Origin of the sequence: Methylomicrobium album BG8, from assembly GCF_000214275.2 — a bacterium.
Taxonomy (GTDB): Bacteria; Pseudomonadota; Gammaproteobacteria; order Methylococcales; family Methylomonadaceae; genus Methylomicrobium; species Methylomicrobium agile.
The window spans coordinates 362,370-378,652 of sequence record NZ_CM001475.1 but is presented as its reverse complement, the minus strand read 5'-3'; the positions used below and the strand labels follow the sequence as shown (position 1 = coordinate 378,652).

The following is a 16,283-nucleotide window of genomic DNA, read 5'->3' as shown; positions in this document are numbered from 1 at the left end:
TCGATTACAAGCCCAGGACATCCGAACGCGCGCCGAGAGCAATACCGGCAGCTTCGGCGATCAACTCTCCAGGCACATTCAATTCGTGCAGCGTAGCCCCCAAATGCTCCATCACCACATCGAAATGCGAACCGTCCATACCCATTTTGACCAGACGCGCATGTGCGCTGCGCATGTCTTTGCCGGTGTAATGGTTCGGCCCGCCGAACGCATAAGTGAAAAACGCCTTTTGCTTGGCAAGCTGGCTGTCCATGTCGGTTTTGTCGAAGAAACGGTTGATCCGATAATCGTTCAAGACTTTCCGATAGAAAAGCTCCACGGCGGCGTTGACCGCTGCTTCGCCGCCAATTCTTTCATAAAGTGAATCACTCATTGTAATTTTCTCATAATTTCTGGACATTAAGTTCTTCATGCGGCCTCCTTCCGATAGCTCGAAAAAAACCCGCGACGATAATTCTAACTCGATATTACACTTATGCAATACTTTTATTGCAAAATAGAATAAAATAATCCGCAATCCCGAACCGGGCACGTCACTACTTTTTGCGAGGAACATTCCTGCAAAAACGCGTATTTGCTATGATGCATCCTGATAAACCTTAAAAAACAGACAGGCTTTTATGGCTGAAAGCATAAGTTCCAGGCAACATCAAATTCTCGATCTTTTACTCAACACCAAAGTTGGCCTAAGCATCGATGAACTTGCCGCTCAATTGTCGATTTCCCGGAATGCGGTGCAACAGCATATCGACAAACTGGAGCGGGACGGCTACGTAAAGACCGGCATGCTGAACAAGACCGCCGGACGTCCGGTGCGCGTGTTCGTGCTGACCGAAGCCGGCATCAACAGTTTTCAGAAACAATACGCCTGGTTTTCCGAACTGCTCCTGACAAAATTACGGCAGGAAATGGGAGCCGAGGAATTGAAACGCTATCTACATGATCTGGCGGAGTCTTTGGCGCAAGGCTTGCTGCCGCAATTTGCCGGCAAACAGGACGCGGAGCGGCTTACCGAGCTGATCAGAATCATGAACGAACTCGGCTTCAAGGCCAGGCTGAACACATCCGGCGAAGAGCCGGCCTCCATCGAGGCAGTCAATTGCATCTATCACGATCTGGCACAAAAGTTTCAGGAAGTTTGCGAGTTTGACCGCACCCTGATCGCGAAGCTGCTGGAGCGGGACATCGAGCATCTCGAATGCATGGCCAAAGGTGGAGGCGTATGTAAATTCAGGACCCAACCCAGCGCCCTCCGAATCCGTGAAACCTTCACTTCAGCGCTTAACCGCTTGCCAGAAACATCGCATCGCCGTAGCTGAAAAAACGGTAGGAGTGGTCGATCGCGTGCCGATACGCCTTCATGGTCGTTTCATAACCGGCAAAAGCCGATACCAGCATCAAAAGGGTGGATTCGGGCAGATGAAAGTTGGTCAGCAGTGCATCGACCACATGAAAACGGTATCCCGGCATAATGAACAAATCAGTATCGCCCCAGCCCGCTTCCAGCCGGCCGCTTCGGCTGGCCGACTCAAGTGCCCTAACCGAAGTCGTGCCGATCGCGACGACACGCCCGCCGCGCTCCCGCGCCTGTCGAACCGCTTCGACCGTTTCGGCAGGGACCGAAAAAAATTCCTGGTGCATCACGTGGTCGGCCAGATTCTCGACCCGCACCGGCTGAAACGTGCCGCTCCCGACATGCAGGGTCACGAAAGCGGTCGAGACGCCTTTCGCGGCAATCCGTTCCATCATTTCCCGATCGAAATGCAGCCCCGCGGTCGGCGCCGCCACCGCACCCGGCCGCTTCGCGAAAACGGTCTGGTACCGGCTCAGATCTTCCCGCTCGTCGGCCCGGTCGATATAAGGCGGCAGCGGCACATGGCCGATCTGTTCGAGTATCTCCGGAAGCGGCGCCGCCGAATCGAATTCGAGTTCGAACAAATCACCGGCCCGCCCGACAACCCTGCATTGATGCCCCCGATCCAGCACGATTGCCGCACCCGGCTTCGGCGCCTTGCTAGCCCGGACATGCGCGACGGCGCGATGCGCATCCCGTATTCGTTCGATCAGGATCTCGATCTGGCCGCCCGTGCTTTTCCGTCCGAACAGCCGGGCAGGAATCACCCGGGTATCGTTGAATACCAGCAGGTCCTTTACGTCGACCAGATCGATAAAGTCGGTAAACTTACGGTCCTCGATCCGCCAGTCGGGAGTCCGCATGCATAACAGCCGGCTGGCCTGCCGCTCGGGTAACGGATGCTGGGCAATTAGATTTTCGGGCAGATGGTAAAAAAAGTCGCTTTTCTTCATGATGGCAATGTTAAGGGTTTTCCCTGCTATTTTAAAAAAATGCTTGCCAATATGAAAATTATTTCATTATAATGTCGATTCTTTGCCGGGGTGGCGGAACTGGTAGACGCGCCGGATTCAAAATCCGGTGATGGTGACATCGTGTCGGTTCGATTCCGACCCTCGGTACCATTTCATGGTTCAGAGCCGTGCAAAGAGATTCAAAAACCCGCTAAGCCTTGGCTTAGCGGGTTTTTTATTGCCTAACGCAGCCGGGCATCCAGACACGGGATGGGATCCCGAGGTTATACATCGGCAAGCCCATTACGACGGCCCGCACCGCCGGTTTGAGTTCATTGATCGGCGCGCCTGTCGGCTACAGATGCCTGTTATCTCGGGCGCGCCCCCAAAAACCACCACCCGCTACGCATCCAAGTATTCTTTCTGGTCCAGATCGCCACTTCAACCCAGACCCTGCCACCCATCGTGATACACAAGTCCTGCAAAGCTCAAGTGTTGGCGTTCAAAGCTCGCTTTGAACGTGATAGAAGAGTGATCCAAAGCGAGCTTTGGACTTCTGCCGGTCCATTTAGGAGGCAGAGGTGCGAAAACCCTGCGCGAAGAGAGCGCTAATCCAAAATTGTCTCGCGATTGACGCCAGGTCATTGTCGGGCACAAAAAGCGTGCCCGACCTACTTCGCGGAGTTTGCGGTCAAGCATGAGTAGGGCTCCGAACGCCTTCAGTTGTGTATAACGATGAGGACCGTGCCATGGGTTTCGGCTTCGCTTAGCTTCCGTAAGAACCTATTTTCGTGAAGAGTTGGGAGCGCGCTCAAGCCGCCTTCTTTACGGTAAGGCGGAACACACGAAGGCCGCGCTATACATGATTTTTGCCAATCCGGACCGGGGGTCCCGGCAAATCCCCTGACCGAAATGACCAGAGAACGCTAAGGACTTGCAAACGCCTTGCCTGGAATGAATGAAAATCCGGACGCAGCTTGCAAGATTGTAACCGAGGGGTTTGAAGCAGGCTCCCGCGCCACATTGAACGCGGCGCGAGAAGCATTGGAATATTGCGGAGATCGTCTAACCGCTTTTACGCAAGAACAAACTCCGCTTTCGCCTTTTTGGGATCCGGATTATCCTGCCTGCGCTGAATGGTTTTTAACTTCGCCGCGCTGCATCCGGACGTAATCTTCGAGTTGCCTTGTCGCGGCATTGAATGCGTCGCGGATCGCGACATATACGTCTTCGTGAGCCTGGTTTTCATGGCGCTCGCGGCTGGTGACGATTTCCTTGCCCGGCGTGGTAATGTCGATGCGAATATGGTACAGATTGCCCTGGTGATGATGGTGATGACCGGATTCCACCGCCACTCTGCAACTCATGATGTGCGAGTGAAACCGATCGAGTTTGGCGACTTTTTCCCGAATTCTTGCTTCAACCGCCTCCGAGGGCTCAATGCCGCGGAAAATGATCTGTAACGGAATTTGCATGATGATTTACCTCTTCTGTTGTTTTCTAAATACGGCTTAGGCTTTTTTGCAAGTCAATGGCATGCTTAACAGCACTCCAGCCCAAGCTTGATTGTAAATCTCAGTCTACTTCGACTGTCATTGTTTACATTGCGAACTGTCCGCACAATCGGTACGAATACCTAAAACCGCCCGCTAATTCGACGCTATGCTACCGGAAGGCGCCTTCCCTACCAGATTACCATAGTTGATCGAAATCTTGAGCCCCGCAAACCGGCCCGACATTTTGGTCAGCTCCTGCGTTTTTTTATCGAAGCTGAGGTTGAGAGTGGTCAATTCCCGGTCTTCGTATCCTTTTTCGATCCCGTGCGTGATCAGCTTGAAATGGTACACGTAGATCTCCTGATCAGGGCCGTCGTTGATGCGTAACGGCTCGCCCAGTTTCTCCACGACCTTGCTTTTCAGGGGCAGGTCCACATGGATTTTGCCGAGATGCGACGTATCGGCTTTCAACTGCATTTTTTCTTTATTGATGTCCGCACCGCCTATCGAACGCAAGGAGACTTCGAGAAGCTTCGGCGGCGCGATTTCGAGAAAAAGCGAGGAGAACGACCAGGCCGTAATCCGGTCCTGCCTGTTGAAGTTCAGATCGGAATAGAACTCGATTTTCGGTTTGACCACTTTGCCTTGTCGATCGACTTTCCGGAACCAGTAGCGCCAGCGTTTCCCGTCAGCAGTCGGTTTTTCTTCGCTCGCGTGCAGTTTGGCGAGAGAAACGAAGTCATCGCTGTACAGAATCGGCTCCTTGAATTGCAGGGTAAAATCGTCGGCAACCGCAACCTTGAAGTAGCGGTCGAACTTACTCATCTGCAAATAGGTTTGATAGGCGCGCCACCAGTAAATACAGCCGGTTAGCGGCAGTGCCAGCAGCAGTATCAGGATGATGCGGAAAATTTTCCGGGAGAAAAATGAATTCATGAAAAAGGTTTTGAGAGAGAGACTTCCGGCTCTTGGGGATGTTCAGAGACAGCCCGGCCTAGACCAAGTGCAAGGAAGTCGACCGGATAAGCAACGGAAAAAGACTGCACCGGGCGGGTATCCGCGCTCGCTGCCGCGAGCTTGTCAAGAACCGGCGCCGAAAGGTAAATTATTGCGCGCCTGCACGCTTTGTCAAGCCAAGTCTCTGTTTTTTGCCGGCTGATCGCTCTATATACCGCCTTTTTCCCGAAAATCGCTCTGTCCGATAAATACCGGCCGCTCAAGCAAGCGCGGCTTTTTCGCCGGCATAGACTGTCTTTACTGGACCCATAGCAATTCAATAGATTCGGAACAGCGCGCCGGACAATCCGGATTTTCCGGCGTTTGACCCATTCCGGCCCGACGGCCATTTACTCCGAACCGCACACCCAACAACCCACTACGGCTGATTTTCGGTGCGCCCATAGTCTTTATCCACCGTTTCATGAAGCCTCAAAAACCCTTCTCGAATATATAAAATGGATATCTATTTCCTATCTTCTCAATATCCTTTTTTATAAGTATCAGCATATCATTATTAATATAAACTGTGCTCAACAAGAATAATAAATTAGTTGCTTCTATTTATGTCCCATAGCGTATCGGCAGTAGTTTATGGTTTGATTTTTTCACCCATGAGAAAACGAGGTGTATGATGAAATTAGGACAAAAAATAATAATGGGCTTAATGGTGATATTGTTGACTACGGGCAGCCCACTGGCGTGGTCCCACCCCAGTTCCGACTCCAATTTTCACAACTGGAAACATACCTGGTCACGCACTTGGTCACATGGTTGGTCACGCGCCAAGTCCCATAGCGGCTGGTTCCATAATAAGTTCGGATGGTTAAAAAATAACAATGAAACGAACACCAACATCGGCAAAAATCCCCCCAGTCAGTCCGGAGCGCTCTATGTAGTACCGGAAATCGACGCGGCATCGGGTACCCGCGCGTTTGCGCTGCTGACGGGCTTTTTGTTGCTGGCGGGAGAAAAATCCCGATCTAAACGCCGCTGACATTTTACCGGCGATACGAATGACAACCGGACCGGTAAATGGTTTTTTTGACTGTTTATTGGTCCGGCCTCTTCTCTTTGGCAACTTTTTCTTGCGAAAGCCTACAATCTTGCCGCAATCGAAAGGCAAAAGACAGAAAAGGCAGGGGCGACATTATGCGACAACATTCTTAGGATCGAAATGCATGGATCGGTATTTTCGAATGCCTCTTTCATTTATGCACCGTATTTAGCCAATGGCTTCTGAAAGTGTAATGCAAGTCCATGTATCGACATCCTCGAAGCCGTCAGCGATGCGCTGGCTGCTGATTCTGGGAATCGCGGCCGCCGAAATCACGGCGCTGGCGGCGCGATACGAAGCACCGCCGCTCCAGCCGTACGAGAACGACTGGACGGCAAAACTATTTCATTTTTCAAAAGAGGTCTGGCCTGCCGGCCTGTGGATGGCCGGAGCGTGCTGCCTTATCCTGAGCCCCCGGCATAAGGCGATCCTCGCTAATTTACGGGAGCACGGCATCGGCTATCGCTGGCAAAGCTGGCTGATAGGGCACATGCTCGCGTTTGCGGCCTTCGCCGGTTTCACTCAGCTCATATTCGGAATACCCCGCGATCCCGCCCATCTCACGTTACCCTGGCTCGCAGGCTGGACCGGAATGGCAGGCGTCACGGTGTTTTCGTGGATGATGGCGTTCGCGCCCGGCCACTTTTGGCAACGCCTGGTTCGCCGGGAGTACGCCGCCTTGTTCGCCGGCTGCCTGTTGGGAACAGGGGCCCAGACACTCATTGTCATGCTCGGCCGGTTCGAAACCTCATTGCTCGGGCAGAACGAATTCTGGAATATGCTCGGCACACCCACTTTATACATCGTCCATGCGCTGCTCGGCTGGATATATGCGGATCTCGTCATTCAGCCCGAAAATCTTATCCTCGGCACCGCTGCATTCCGCGTCAAAATCAGCTATGCCTGTTCGGGCATCGAAGGCATCTCGCTCATCGTGCTGTTTCTCGCCCTTTATCTCTGGCTGTTCCGCAAAGAGCTGCGTTTCCCACAGGTCTTCTGGCTGTTCCCGCTGGGAATTGCAGCCGTCTGGTTAGCCAACGCCGTGCGTATCGCCCTGCTGATAGCGATCGGAACCTCCTTTTCACCGGAAACCGCCATGCAGGGCTTCCATTCCCAAGCGGGATGGATAATCTTTACCCTAATCGCGATCGGTGCGATTACCCTGTCAAACCGGATGCAGTGCTTTACTTTGACGCAACCCGGCCTGCCTGCCGCAACGCCCGCCAAAAATCCGGCCTCGGCGTTGCTCTTTCCTCTATTGGCTCTCATGGCCGCCACAATGATAACGTCCGTCTTTTTTTCCGGCTTTGATTCCTTTTATCCGTTGCGCATGGCGATTCTCGCCGCAACGCTTTACTACTTTCGCAAATACTACAGGAATCTCGGCTGGGCATGGGCCTGGCACGCGCCGGCCATCGGAACCGCCGTGTTCCTGCTCTGGATGCTTTTGGAACCGGACGCGGCCGAAGGCGTAACGCCTATGCAGGAAGGATTGGCCGAACTCCCGAACGGGATGGCCGGCGCCTGGCTCGTGTTCCGGGTGCTCGGTTCGGTGATTGCCGTGCCCTTGGCTGAAGAGTTCGCCTTTCGCGGCTATTTGCTCCGTAAGCTGATCGCCAAAGATTTCGAAAGCGTTCCGCTCGGACGGCTTACCTTGTTGTCTTTTCTGCTGACCTCCGTGCTGTTTGGATTACTCCATGAGCGCTGGCTTGCGGGCACCCTGGCGGGAATGGGGTACGCTTTGGCCCTTCACCGCCGCGGACAGCTGGGTGATGCGGTTATCGCCCATATGACGACCAACGCCCTGATCGCCGTCGCGGTCCTAACCCAAAGCAGATGGTCTTTATGGACGTGAAAGAACACGCGGTTTCAGAATGCCGACGATCGGTCCGGCTTGAATACATCTTTACACCGAGCCCGGCTGCTCGCTGCCACCGCAGCTGCCGGACAAGCTCCGCCGCGATTTTTTCATCTTTTGAATTGACGCCATGAAAACACGAAAAACTTTTCTGATCGTCGGCGGCGGCCTGGTCGGCCTGGCAACGGCTTACCGGCTGCTTGCGCGGCTCCCGTCCGCGCACGTGACCCTGCTTGAAAAAGAAACGCGCGTCGGCGCGCACCAAAGCACTCACAACAGCGGCGTCCTGCACGCGGGCCTTTATTATGCGCCCGGTTCCGCCAAAGCGAGATTAGCGGTCGGCGGCATACGGCAAATGACCGACTTTTGCCGCCGGGAAAACATCGCCCACGAAATCTGCGGCAAACTCGTCGTAGCCGTCACGCCCGATGAATTGCCGCGACTGGATGAATTACTTCGGCGCGGCATCGCCAACGGACTGAACGGGCTGAGAAAAATCGACGCAGCCGCCATGCGGAAAATCGAGCCTCACGTCAACGGCATCGCCGCCGTGCATGTGCCCGAAGAAGGCATCGTCGACTACGGTCAGGTTTGTGACCGGCTGGCCTTTCGCGTGCAGGAAAGAGGAGGGACGATCGTTACGGGCGCCAAAGTCGAACGTCTCGAAAGTAAAGCCGATGCCTGGGTCGCCGACACGTCAAGCGAAGAATTCAGCGCCGATTTCCTGATCAACTGCGCCGGGCTGCAATGCGATCTCGTAGCCAAGCTGGCCGGCGAACGGCGGGATGTCCATATCGTACCTTTCCGCGGCGAATACTATCATCTCGGACAGGAGGCCAGGCATCTGGTAAAAAACCTCATTTACCCGGTGCCCAATCCGCAATTTCCGTTTCTGGGAGTCCATTTCACGCGGAAGATCCACGGCGGCGTGGAAGCCGGCCCGAACGCCGTCCTCGCCTTTGCGCGCGAAGGCTATCGCTTGACGGATGTCGACCCGCACGACCTGCTGGATACCCTGCTTTTTCCGGGAATCTGGCGTTTTCTCCGAAAATACCGGGCAACAGCCTACGCGGAATTAATCCAGTCATTCAGCAAAGCCCGGTTTTGCCGCGCACTGCAGCGGCTGGTGCCCGACATTCGCCCCGTCGACCTCGCTCCCGGCGGCGCGGGCGTCCGGTCGCAAGCGATGAAACCTTCCGGCGAGTTAATGGACGATTTTCATCTCGTCGTACGCTCGAACGCACTGCATGTGCTGAACGCCCCCAGCCCCGCGGCCACGGCGTCGCTGGCCATCGGCGAATATATTGCCGATCGGCTGCCGGACTGAAGCGGCGCCCAAGGGAAGAACAACTTAATAAATAATCGATGTATCTATTACTTACCTCTCCACTATCATTTTTTACCGATACCGCTACCTTGTCATTAAATATAAACTGTGACTCGTGTAATGACTGATAAAAATTATTACCTCAAAATAAAATAGACTTTTCGTATCAAATATTGATCATCAACCCAAACCTTTGATACGGGACACCGCCGGAAATTGGAAAACATTCCCGGCAGATACGCGCAATGTTTCTTCGATTCAAGCGGAAGCGATTGCAATTGAATGGACAACAAGAGCGATTTCCATGATGGGCCAGACTCTGAAAAACCCGTTGCCCCGCTGGCTGGGCCGGGTGCGGAGATCGCTCTCGATGATTTAGGATTATTCGCAAATGAACACATTCACTATCAAAAGAAGCCCGATATTTTTATCTGGCAAGGGTGCTGTTTCCGCCATTTTTTTCGGCTGCCTGCTCTGGCTGGCCCCTCCGGTCCTTGCCCTACCCGACGACAGCTACCGGCTCAATCCGGGAGACAAGCTGGAAATTACCGTCTGGGAAGAAGAAAAGCTGAAACAGGAAGTCGTGGTGCTGCCCGACGGTACCATCTCTTTCCCTCTGGTCAGGCAACACGTGAGGGCTGCCGGCAAAACGACCGAGGAATTGGTGGGTACGCTGCGTTCCCTGTTGGGCCAGTTCATCGCCGACGCCGAAATCAACGTCAGGCTGATCGCCGCCGAAGGCAACAGAATCTATGTCATGGGCGAAGTCGCCCATCCTGGCGCGTTCGTGATGACGAGCCCCACGAATATCATGCAGGCTTTGAGCATGGCGGGAGGCTTGACGGAATTCGCAAAAAAGAACGATATCCTGGTATTGAGACGTGAAGCGGACGGACACAGCCGGTCTCTGCCTTTCGAATACGGCACCGTGGAAGACGGCAAAAATATAGAATCGAATATCCTCTTGCAAAGCGGCGACACCCTGGTCGTGCCCTGAATGATTTCCATAACAGCATGTACCGCACCCGAAGTATAGGATTGATTGTCGTTGCCTGCGGTTTCTTCGGGAAAAACATCGCCGCAGCCGAATGGGAGTTAAAAGGAGAATTGGGCCAACAGTTCCAGTATAACGACAATTTTTCGTTGACGCCCGTCAGGCAAGAATCCGTAGCGGGCTATCTCCTGAATCCGAGGTTCCACACCAGCAGAAAGACAGGAAACCTGGACCTTGCCGTTGATGGCCAGGCGGATATTCGCCGCTACAGTGACTCACGTTGGGATTGCGATAACTTCAATCTGGGCGCCAAAAGCGAATACCGGACCCGCCGCAGCATCTTTAACTTGAATGGCGGATACGGCGTTAACTGTACCTACTCACAACAGATCGTGGATACAGGCTTGATTCTGCCCAATAGCCAGTCCGAAAACTACCTGCTGGCACCGTCGTGGACTTGGCAATGGACGGCCCGCGATCAATTGATACTCGATGCCTCTTATACAAAAACAAGCTATAACAATTCGCAAAACGGAATAGCTTCGAGCAATCATTCATTCTCCTTCAGCGGCAACGACACCTACACCGTCGGACTCGGCGGCAATCATCAATGGAGCCGGCGCCTTGTCCTGAATGAAAAACTCTATTTTTCCAATATCCAATACACCAGTTCGAACGCTTCGACCCAAAACCTGTTCGGTTTCCAGCTCGGCGGAAATTATAAAATTAACCGCTTATGGAAAATTAACGCGAATGCAGGACCGGTATGGGTCGATGCCCGGATGGACGATTCGAGTACGATCGCTTCCGCCGGCAGTTCCTCGTGGACCGTAGGCCACGTCGCCAATATCAACTTACATTATGATGGGCGGCTAACCCAGTTCTCTACCGGTTATTCCAACGCCCTCAACCCCAGCGCCATCGGCCAGACACTGCAAAATCAATCACTCTTTGCCAATTATTCGTACCGCCTGGCCCGGCATCTGATGATGAATCTCTCCGGGATCTATAGCTTGAACGAGTCGATTGCCAACAATTCGATTAATCGTTCAAACGGTCAATTTGACCGCACTTACTTCACCGTAGCCGCGGGCATTACCTGGGATTTGACGAAACATTGGCAGCTTAGGGGCAGTTATGCCTATAACTGGCAGAACTATCGGCAACCGCAAAGCCAGCAAAATCTCGACGGCATAGCGAATTTGAACGTGGGATCGAGCGAATCCAATGTCGTAATGCTCTTTCTGAACTACTCCTGGGACGGAATTCGCCTTTCCCGCTGACCCGATTCATTTTCGCCCATTACCATGAAAATAGGCCGCGTAAGCGGCGCCCTTCGTCTAATCCCCTGGCATTTTCCCCGGAAAGCAAACAGCCCCGCCCCGTTCCGTTGTTACCGCAAAGGCCGTCCCCTCCACAGGGACATCTCAGGCCTTGCCGTCTCGCACCTCACCCTCCGGTCCAATGTTTCAGTCTGTCGGGCAAAGCCGGCAACAATGTCTCGACTTCCAAACCCAAAGATTTCCATTCGCCAGACCATCCGTAGACTTCTTTATACCAATGGGCCCACAGCGAAAACGCGGTACAAATCATGATGGCAAAAATCAACCGTTTCAGGCCCGTTAACGGTTTATTTACAAGTGCGGCTCCGGCTACCGTTATTTTGACGCACGACGCCTCCACATCTTCGTATCCGTACGAGCCGGCATCGATCAACTTGAATCCTTTCAATAATCTAAAGATGGGACCGGGCAACCGGTCGGGGGAAACAAGATCGAGCAAGACTTGCAGCGAATAAAGGCCGCTTAACAAGACGGCCAGCGTGCCGACGCCCATCGCCAACCATGCAGGCAAGGCATAATAGCCGCAGAAAACGGCCGTGATCAGGGCCAGGAAAAGAAAGCTGGTCTGTAGGTTTTCGGTAGACCAGCGGAAGCCGCTCAGCTTCCGGACCATCACGTAGATCATCAGTACATGGAACACATACGACCCAAAGAAAGCGATACCCGCGCCTTTTAAGCCGAAAGCGTTCACGCCGATCCACGCAAGCCCGAGATAGACGGCTGTCCAGGCCACCTCGGAAAATATCAATAGATTTTGCACGCCCTTGACTACGATAATGTAACCCATCGGCCAGGAAATGACGCGGAGAGTCATGCCCAGGCACAGCCAGCGTAAAATCTCCACCGCGCCCTCAAACTTCGGGGTATAAAAGATCGCAATAACCAGCGGTGCAAAAGTCAGGGTTCCTATGACTCCCGGACCAGCCAGCAACAAGCTGACATGGGCCTGCTCATTGACCACGCGGTTGCATTCGGTATTGTCCTTGGCGATCGCCGTCAAGCGAGGATAAAAATCCGCGCCCATCGCCTGCAAAATGAACCCGATATAAAGGCCGCCGAGCGCCCAGGCCGACTGGTACAATCCGGCCGCATCGAAACCGACCTTGCGTACGACGATCAGGCGCACCGCATAAGCCGCGCCGCTCATCAACAGGCCGCAGGCCATGAAAGCGAAGCCGAGCCTCAACATGGCGGCGGCTTCATGCCCGATTTGGACCGCCGATATTCGAGGCATGTGTAAATGAATTTTTCGGCTATACCACCAGGAGATGGCGAGCGACATGGCGGCAGGCAATACCAGTGACAGCACAAGCCCCTCTTCGCGAAACAAGTAGACGACGCCGATGCTGATCAGCGCCCCTCCCAGCGTGCCCCATATTCCCATCCTGGCCATATCCGAAATGCGGCGCATCCCTTGCAGCAATGCACCCTGGCCAGCGGAAACCAGATTGAAAAATAGGGCAATGGAAAGCAGCGCTACAGCGGGAGCATATTGATCGCTGCCGAAAGTCAAAGTGGACACGAACCGGGAAAATCCAAGCAGAAAAGCCGCGCCGATCAAGCCGAGAAAAATCGAAATCCGCCGCAGCACGACCGCAGTCCGCGCCACCCTTTCCGCCTCGCCGGAACCGGCTGCCTCGGCAATCTGGCGCACCCCGCTGCTGTTGATGCCCATGCCGGCAATGTTGACCGTCAGTTCCAGGATCGCCCCGTACAGCCCCATCATCCCGACGCCGGACGGGCCCAGCAATATCGCCATGACCTTGGTGCGAACGACTCCGATCGCAACGTTCACCAAGGACGAGCCGCCGATCAAGGCTGAAGATTTCAAAATCTGTCCGTAGGTATGCTTTTCAGCCATGACTCCTCCTGCATGTCAATGCCTCGGGCGAATGCCCCAGGTATCCGTTCGAAAATAGGCGTTCCTTTTTGCGAAAAGCGTTGTTATCCGCAGCCTGCGCCGGCCGGCCTTCCGGTTCCGAACCGCAACCGGACGCTATAAGGCGGCAACCGCACCGCCGCTATATATTTATTCAAATTATTGATTTTTAATATAGATATCATTTAACACAGCCAACATCACGACGCCATGCAAACATAAACCCGGCATAACTAAATAGATATTGTTTATATACATAAGGACCTGTTAAGTATTGTAGATTATGATCTTGAGCTACGGACATACCGACCATAAAAGCTACACTATTATTTTCACAGCTTTGCCAGGGAATTTTTATATTAACTAATATATTGTTAATTAAAGTAGATTATGATCTTCAGCCATAGATGAAAATATCAGGAAACCCGCCTGGCCTTCATCCGAAGACACTAGATTTCTATCCGCAAAATTAAAACTATCGAGGTATATGCTTATAAAAAACATGCATTTGTGAATTATTTTTTCAAAGATCCAAGAAATTCACATACTTAAGCCACCGGTATCCCTTAACCGCATGCGAAAGGATTGCCGGCAGATAAATGCGCACTCTAAACGGTAGCACGGCAAAACTATCGGAAAGGTGCTGCGCAAAATTTCCAGTCTAACTGGGCTTTTTCCTAATGACAGTGGGGAGCGACAGGCCACGCAGCAATGCGAATGCTGCTTAGTTGGCTGCCGCATACCCATAATGGAACTCGTCGCGATCGATCAAGGAACTCCTCGGCCCTATTTTTTACTAGGAGAAGAGTTTTGTACTCATATATTCAAGACTTTCAAATCATATAAAAGTTCCTAAAGAATTCAGGAACATATCGACTTTTTCCTTGTGCCTTCTCAAGGGCTTCGACAAGCCCCGCGGGACAGCTTTGGGTAAAAAAATCATCCACTTTGTCCGGCTTGTTTTCGATGAGCCAGGCATTCAATCACTCTCGACAATAATGAAAAATTTTCTTATTACGAACACCGCCTTACGCAAGCTTTTTCCGCGTAATTTTTTGACCCTGCTTTCCCTGCTTTTGTTCGGCGTCAATTCATACGCGGGAACCATCAACCTCGCCTGGGATGCCAGTACATCCTCCAACATTGGAGGATATAAAGTTTCTTACGGAACCAGCAGCAATAAGTACACAACGACCGTTGACGCCGGCAGCAAAACCACTTATTCGGTTTCGGGGCTGCAGGATGGCACCCAGTATTTTTTTGCGGTAAAAGCCTACGATACGGCCAAAACGTCCGAAAGCGCTTACTCCAATGAAATCAATACAACAGCGCCTGCCGCGACGCCGGCGTTGACGGCCGATTTCACCGCGAGCAAAACCAGCGGCATGGCACCTTTGACGGTGGATTTCACACCGGCAACGACGGGCACAGTCACCAGCTGGAAATGGGATTTTCCAAGCTCGTACACGCCTACCGTCACGAACTCCAGCGCTAAAGTCACCACCGTGACTTACGCGACGCCGGGAACCTATAACGTAAGCCTGACGGTTACCGGCGCGAACGGCAGCGCGACCAAAACCAAGCCGGGCTTTATTACCGTCAGCGGCGGCACAGCCCCGGTAGCCAATTTCTCGGCCACCCCGACCTCCGGCGGCGCACCTTTGACAGTGAATTTTACCGATACCTCCTCGGGCAACATCACCGGCAGATCGTGGAATTTCGGCGACGGTTCGACCAGTACGGCAACCAGCCCGAACCACATCTACAGCGCACCCGGCACCTACACCGTGAGCCTGACGGTTACCGGCACAGGCGGCAGCAATACCAAAACGAACAGCAATTTCATCAATGTCTCTTCTTCTACGGGAGGAACCACGCAATCGCCAGCGAACAGCAACGACGGCCTGGTAGCCGCTTACGGTTTCGAAGAAGATAGCGGCACGACAGTGGCGGATGCTTCAGGTAAAGGCAACCACGGCACGATCAAGGAAGCGGTCAGAATCGCTAACGGTCGCTATGGGAAAGCGTTGAAGTTCGACGGTATTAACGATTGGGTCACCGTCAACGACAGCGCCTCGCTGGACCTTTCGACAGGCCTTACTCTCGAAGCCTGGGTGTATCCGCTGTCGCAATCGAACGGCGGCAATACGATCATTCTAAAACAAGCCTCAGGCGCCGAAGTTTATGCTCTGTATTCCGAAGAAGACGACAATCTGCCCGTCTCTTATATCAACGACGGCAGTTACCGCAGTGTCGTAGGGCCCAACCGGTTGCCTACAAATACCTGGACCCACCTCGTAGCGACCTACGACCAGACCTATCAACGGCTGTACGTCAATGGCGCCGAAGTGGCCAAGAGCACCCGGAATACCTTGATCCAGCCATCCGACGGCGTGCTGCGCATCGGCGGCAACAGCCTGTGGGGCGAGTATTTCCACGGTTACATCGACGAGGTTCGTATTTATAACCGGGCCTTGACCGCAAGCGAAGTCAGCACCAACATGAAAACCGCGGTCAGCGTTTCAAATCCTTCGCAGCTCGTGATGGGCGACAAAAACGTAGAACCGTGGGCCGAAGCTAGAGCCCGGGGTACGGCCGAAGCCTTCCAAACCGTGCCGTCGGCGTCGAAAACGATCACCTCGGTTCAGATCTACCTGGATGCCGGCTCGACTGCGACGAAAGTGGCGGCGGGCATTTACAGCGACAACTACGGCCATCCGGGCACCCGCATCGGCCAGGGTAAAATCGGCAACCTGAAGGCAGGCGCTTGGAACACCGTGCCGGTTTCCGCCGCGGCGGTGACTCAAGGCAAGCCATACTGGATCGCGATCCTCAGTTCGCAGGGACAGATCGTCTTTCGCGACCAAGTCGGCTCATCGACCGGTAAATTGGAAACCAGCGCCTCGACCGCGCTGACCGACCTGCCAAACACCTGGAGAGGCGCGGCGGCGAAAGGTCAGGCCGCTCTGTCGATTTACGGCAACGGTTATTAACCCACGGGCCAGCTTTAAAGGCATGAAAAATCC

12 protein-coding genes and 1 tRNA gene are annotated in these 16,283 nt (G+C 53.5%); 8 read left to right on the top strand and 5 right to left on the bottom strand.

Annotated features, from left to right (window positions below; genetic code table 11):
- Nucleotides 1–4: 4 nt before the first annotated feature.
- Entirely contained in the window at nucleotides 5–373 is a 369-nt protein-coding gene (locus METAL_RS01725; RefSeq protein WP_213069433.1) for a group I truncated hemoglobin, read from the bottom strand.
- A 247-nt stretch (nucleotides 374–620) separates the two neighbouring features.
- Here METAL_RS01725 and METAL_RS01720 point away from each other — a divergent pair, with 247 nt between their 5' ends.
- Nucleotides 621–1,319, top strand: a complete 699-nt coding sequence (locus tag METAL_RS01720) for a helix-turn-helix transcriptional regulator (RefSeq protein ID WP_005369016.1) — start codon at nucleotides 621–623, stop codon at nucleotides 1,317–1,319.
- Here the strand turns inward: METAL_RS01720 and queA are convergent.
- Nucleotides 1,282–2,307 carry a tRNA preQ1(34) S-adenosylmethionine ribosyltransferase-isomerase QueA gene (gene queA / locus METAL_RS01715; protein WP_005369014.1) on the bottom strand — a complete coding sequence of 342 codons (1,026 nt, stop codon included), beginning with the start codon at nucleotides 2,305–2,307 and terminating at the stop codon, nucleotides 1,282–1,284. The genes METAL_RS01720 and queA overlap by 38 nt on opposite strands.
- Nucleotides 2,308–2,391: 84 nt before the next feature.
- On the opposite strand from queA, the gene METAL_RS01710 reads away from it, so the two are divergent.
- Nucleotides 2,392–2,478: transfer RNA gene (locus METAL_RS01710), tRNA-Leu, on the top strand.
- A 947-nt stretch (nucleotides 2,479–3,425) separates the two neighbouring features.
- Here the strand turns inward: METAL_RS01710 and METAL_RS01705 are convergent.
- Both METAL_RS01705 and METAL_RS01700 read right to left on the bottom strand, forming a co-directional pair.
- Nucleotides 3,426–3,782 (bottom strand): HPF/RaiA family ribosome-associated protein, encoded by a 357-nt coding sequence (locus METAL_RS01705; RefSeq protein ID WP_005369012.1) that lies wholly within the window; start codon nucleotides 3,780–3,782, stop codon nucleotides 3,426–3,428.
- Nucleotides 3,783–3,956: 174 nt separating this feature from the next.
- Nucleotides 3,957–4,739 carry a hypothetical protein gene (locus METAL_RS01700; RefSeq protein ID WP_005369010.1) on the bottom strand — a complete coding sequence of 261 codons (783 nt, stop codon included), beginning with the start codon at nucleotides 4,737–4,739 and terminating at the stop codon, nucleotides 3,957–3,959.
- Nucleotides 4,740–5,430: 691 nt separating this feature from the next.
- Here METAL_RS01700 and METAL_RS20325 point away from each other — a divergent pair.
- The 5 genes from METAL_RS20325 to METAL_RS01675 all read left to right on the top strand — a co-directional run bounded on the left by METAL_RS20325 (nucleotide 5,431) and on the right by METAL_RS01675 (nucleotide 11,318).
- Nucleotides 5,431–5,796 carry a VPEID-CTERM sorting domain-containing protein gene (locus METAL_RS20325; RefSeq protein ID WP_084675321.1) on the top strand — a complete coding sequence of 122 codons (366 nt, stop codon included), beginning with the start codon at nucleotides 5,431–5,433 and terminating at the stop codon, nucleotides 5,794–5,796.
- A 292-nt stretch (nucleotides 5,797–6,088) separates the two neighbouring features.
- Nucleotides 6,089–7,711, top strand: a complete 1,623-nt coding sequence (xrtE, locus tag METAL_RS01690; protein WP_005369006.1) for an exosortase E/protease, VPEID-CTERM system — start codon at nucleotides 6,089–6,091, stop codon at nucleotides 7,709–7,711.
- 133 nt (nucleotides 7,712–7,844) lie between these two features.
- Nucleotides 7,845–9,041 carry an L-2-hydroxyglutarate oxidase gene (lhgO, locus tag METAL_RS01685; protein ID WP_005369004.1) on the top strand — a complete coding sequence of 399 codons (1,197 nt, stop codon included), beginning with the start codon at nucleotides 7,845–7,847 and terminating at the stop codon, nucleotides 9,039–9,041.
- Nucleotides 9,042–9,432: 391 nt separating this feature from the next.
- A complete protein-coding gene (locus METAL_RS01680) occupies nucleotides 9,433–10,038 on the top strand; it encodes a polysaccharide biosynthesis/export family protein (RefSeq protein WP_005369003.1) in 606 nt (201 codons plus the stop codon).
- 17 nt (nucleotides 10,039–10,055) lie between these two features.
- Nucleotides 10,056–11,318 (top strand): porin family protein, encoded by a 1,263-nt coding sequence (locus METAL_RS01675; RefSeq protein ID WP_005369000.1) that lies wholly within the window; start codon nucleotides 10,056–10,058, stop codon nucleotides 11,316–11,318.
- Nucleotides 11,319–11,484: 166 nt separating this feature from the next.
- Here METAL_RS01675 and METAL_RS01670 read toward each other — a convergent pair whose 3' ends face one another.
- Nucleotides 11,485–13,239: an O-antigen translocase gene (locus METAL_RS01670; RefSeq protein WP_005368998.1), complete on the bottom strand. Its 1,755-nt coding sequence runs from the start codon at nucleotides 13,237–13,239 to the stop codon at nucleotides 11,485–11,487.
- A gap of 1,016 nt (nucleotides 13,240–14,255) precedes the next feature.
- Between METAL_RS01670 and METAL_RS21785 the strand changes: the two genes are divergently transcribed.
- Nucleotides 14,256–16,250 carry a LamG-like jellyroll fold domain-containing protein gene (locus METAL_RS21785; RefSeq protein WP_005368994.1) on the top strand — a complete coding sequence of 665 codons (1,995 nt, stop codon included), beginning with the start codon at nucleotides 14,256–14,258 and terminating at the stop codon, nucleotides 16,248–16,250.
- Nucleotides 16,251–16,283 lie beyond the last annotated feature (33 nt).

Bases quoted from the DNA above. Each gene is read 5' to 3' on its own strand.
- METAL_RS01680 (WP_005369003.1), top strand. From the start codon at position 9,433: ATGAACACATTCACTATCAAAAGAAGCCCGATATTTTTATCTGGCAAG.
- METAL_RS01670 (WP_005368998.1), bottom strand. From the start codon at position 13,239: ATGGCTGAAAAGCATACCTACGGACAGATTTTGAAATCTTCAGCCTTG.
- queA (WP_005369014.1), bottom strand. From the start codon at position 2,307: ATGAAGAAAAGCGACTTTTTTTACCATCTGCCCGAAAATCTAATTGCC.
- METAL_RS01705 (WP_005369012.1), bottom strand. From the start codon at position 3,782: ATGCAAATTCCGTTACAGATCATTTTCCGCGGCATTGAGCCCTCGGAG.
- METAL_RS01675 (WP_005369000.1), top strand. From the start codon at position 10,056: ATGTACCGCACCCGAAGTATAGGATTGATTGTCGTTGCCTGCGGTTTC.
- lhgO (WP_005369004.1), top strand. From the start codon at position 7,845: ATGAAAACACGAAAAACTTTTCTGATCGTCGGCGGCGGCCTGGTCGGC.
- METAL_RS21785 (WP_005368994.1), top strand. From the start codon at position 14,256: ATGAAAAATTTTCTTATTACGAACACCGCCTTACGCAAGCTTTTTCCG.
- xrtE (WP_005369006.1), top strand. From the start codon at position 6,089: ATGCGCTGGCTGCTGATTCTGGGAATCGCGGCCGCCGAAATCACGGCG.
- METAL_RS20325 (WP_084675321.1), top strand. From the start codon at position 5,431: ATGATGAAATTAGGACAAAAAATAATAATGGGCTTAATGGTGATATTG.
- METAL_RS01725 (WP_213069433.1), bottom strand. From the start codon at position 373: ATGAGTGATTCACTTTATGAAAGAATTGGCGGCGAAGCAGCGGTCAAC.
- METAL_RS01720 (WP_005369016.1), top strand. From the start codon at position 621: ATGGCTGAAAGCATAAGTTCCAGGCAACATCAAATTCTCGATCTTTTA.
- METAL_RS01700 (WP_005369010.1), bottom strand. From the start codon at position 4,739: ATGAATTCATTTTTCTCCCGGAAAATTTTCCGCATCATCCTGATACTG.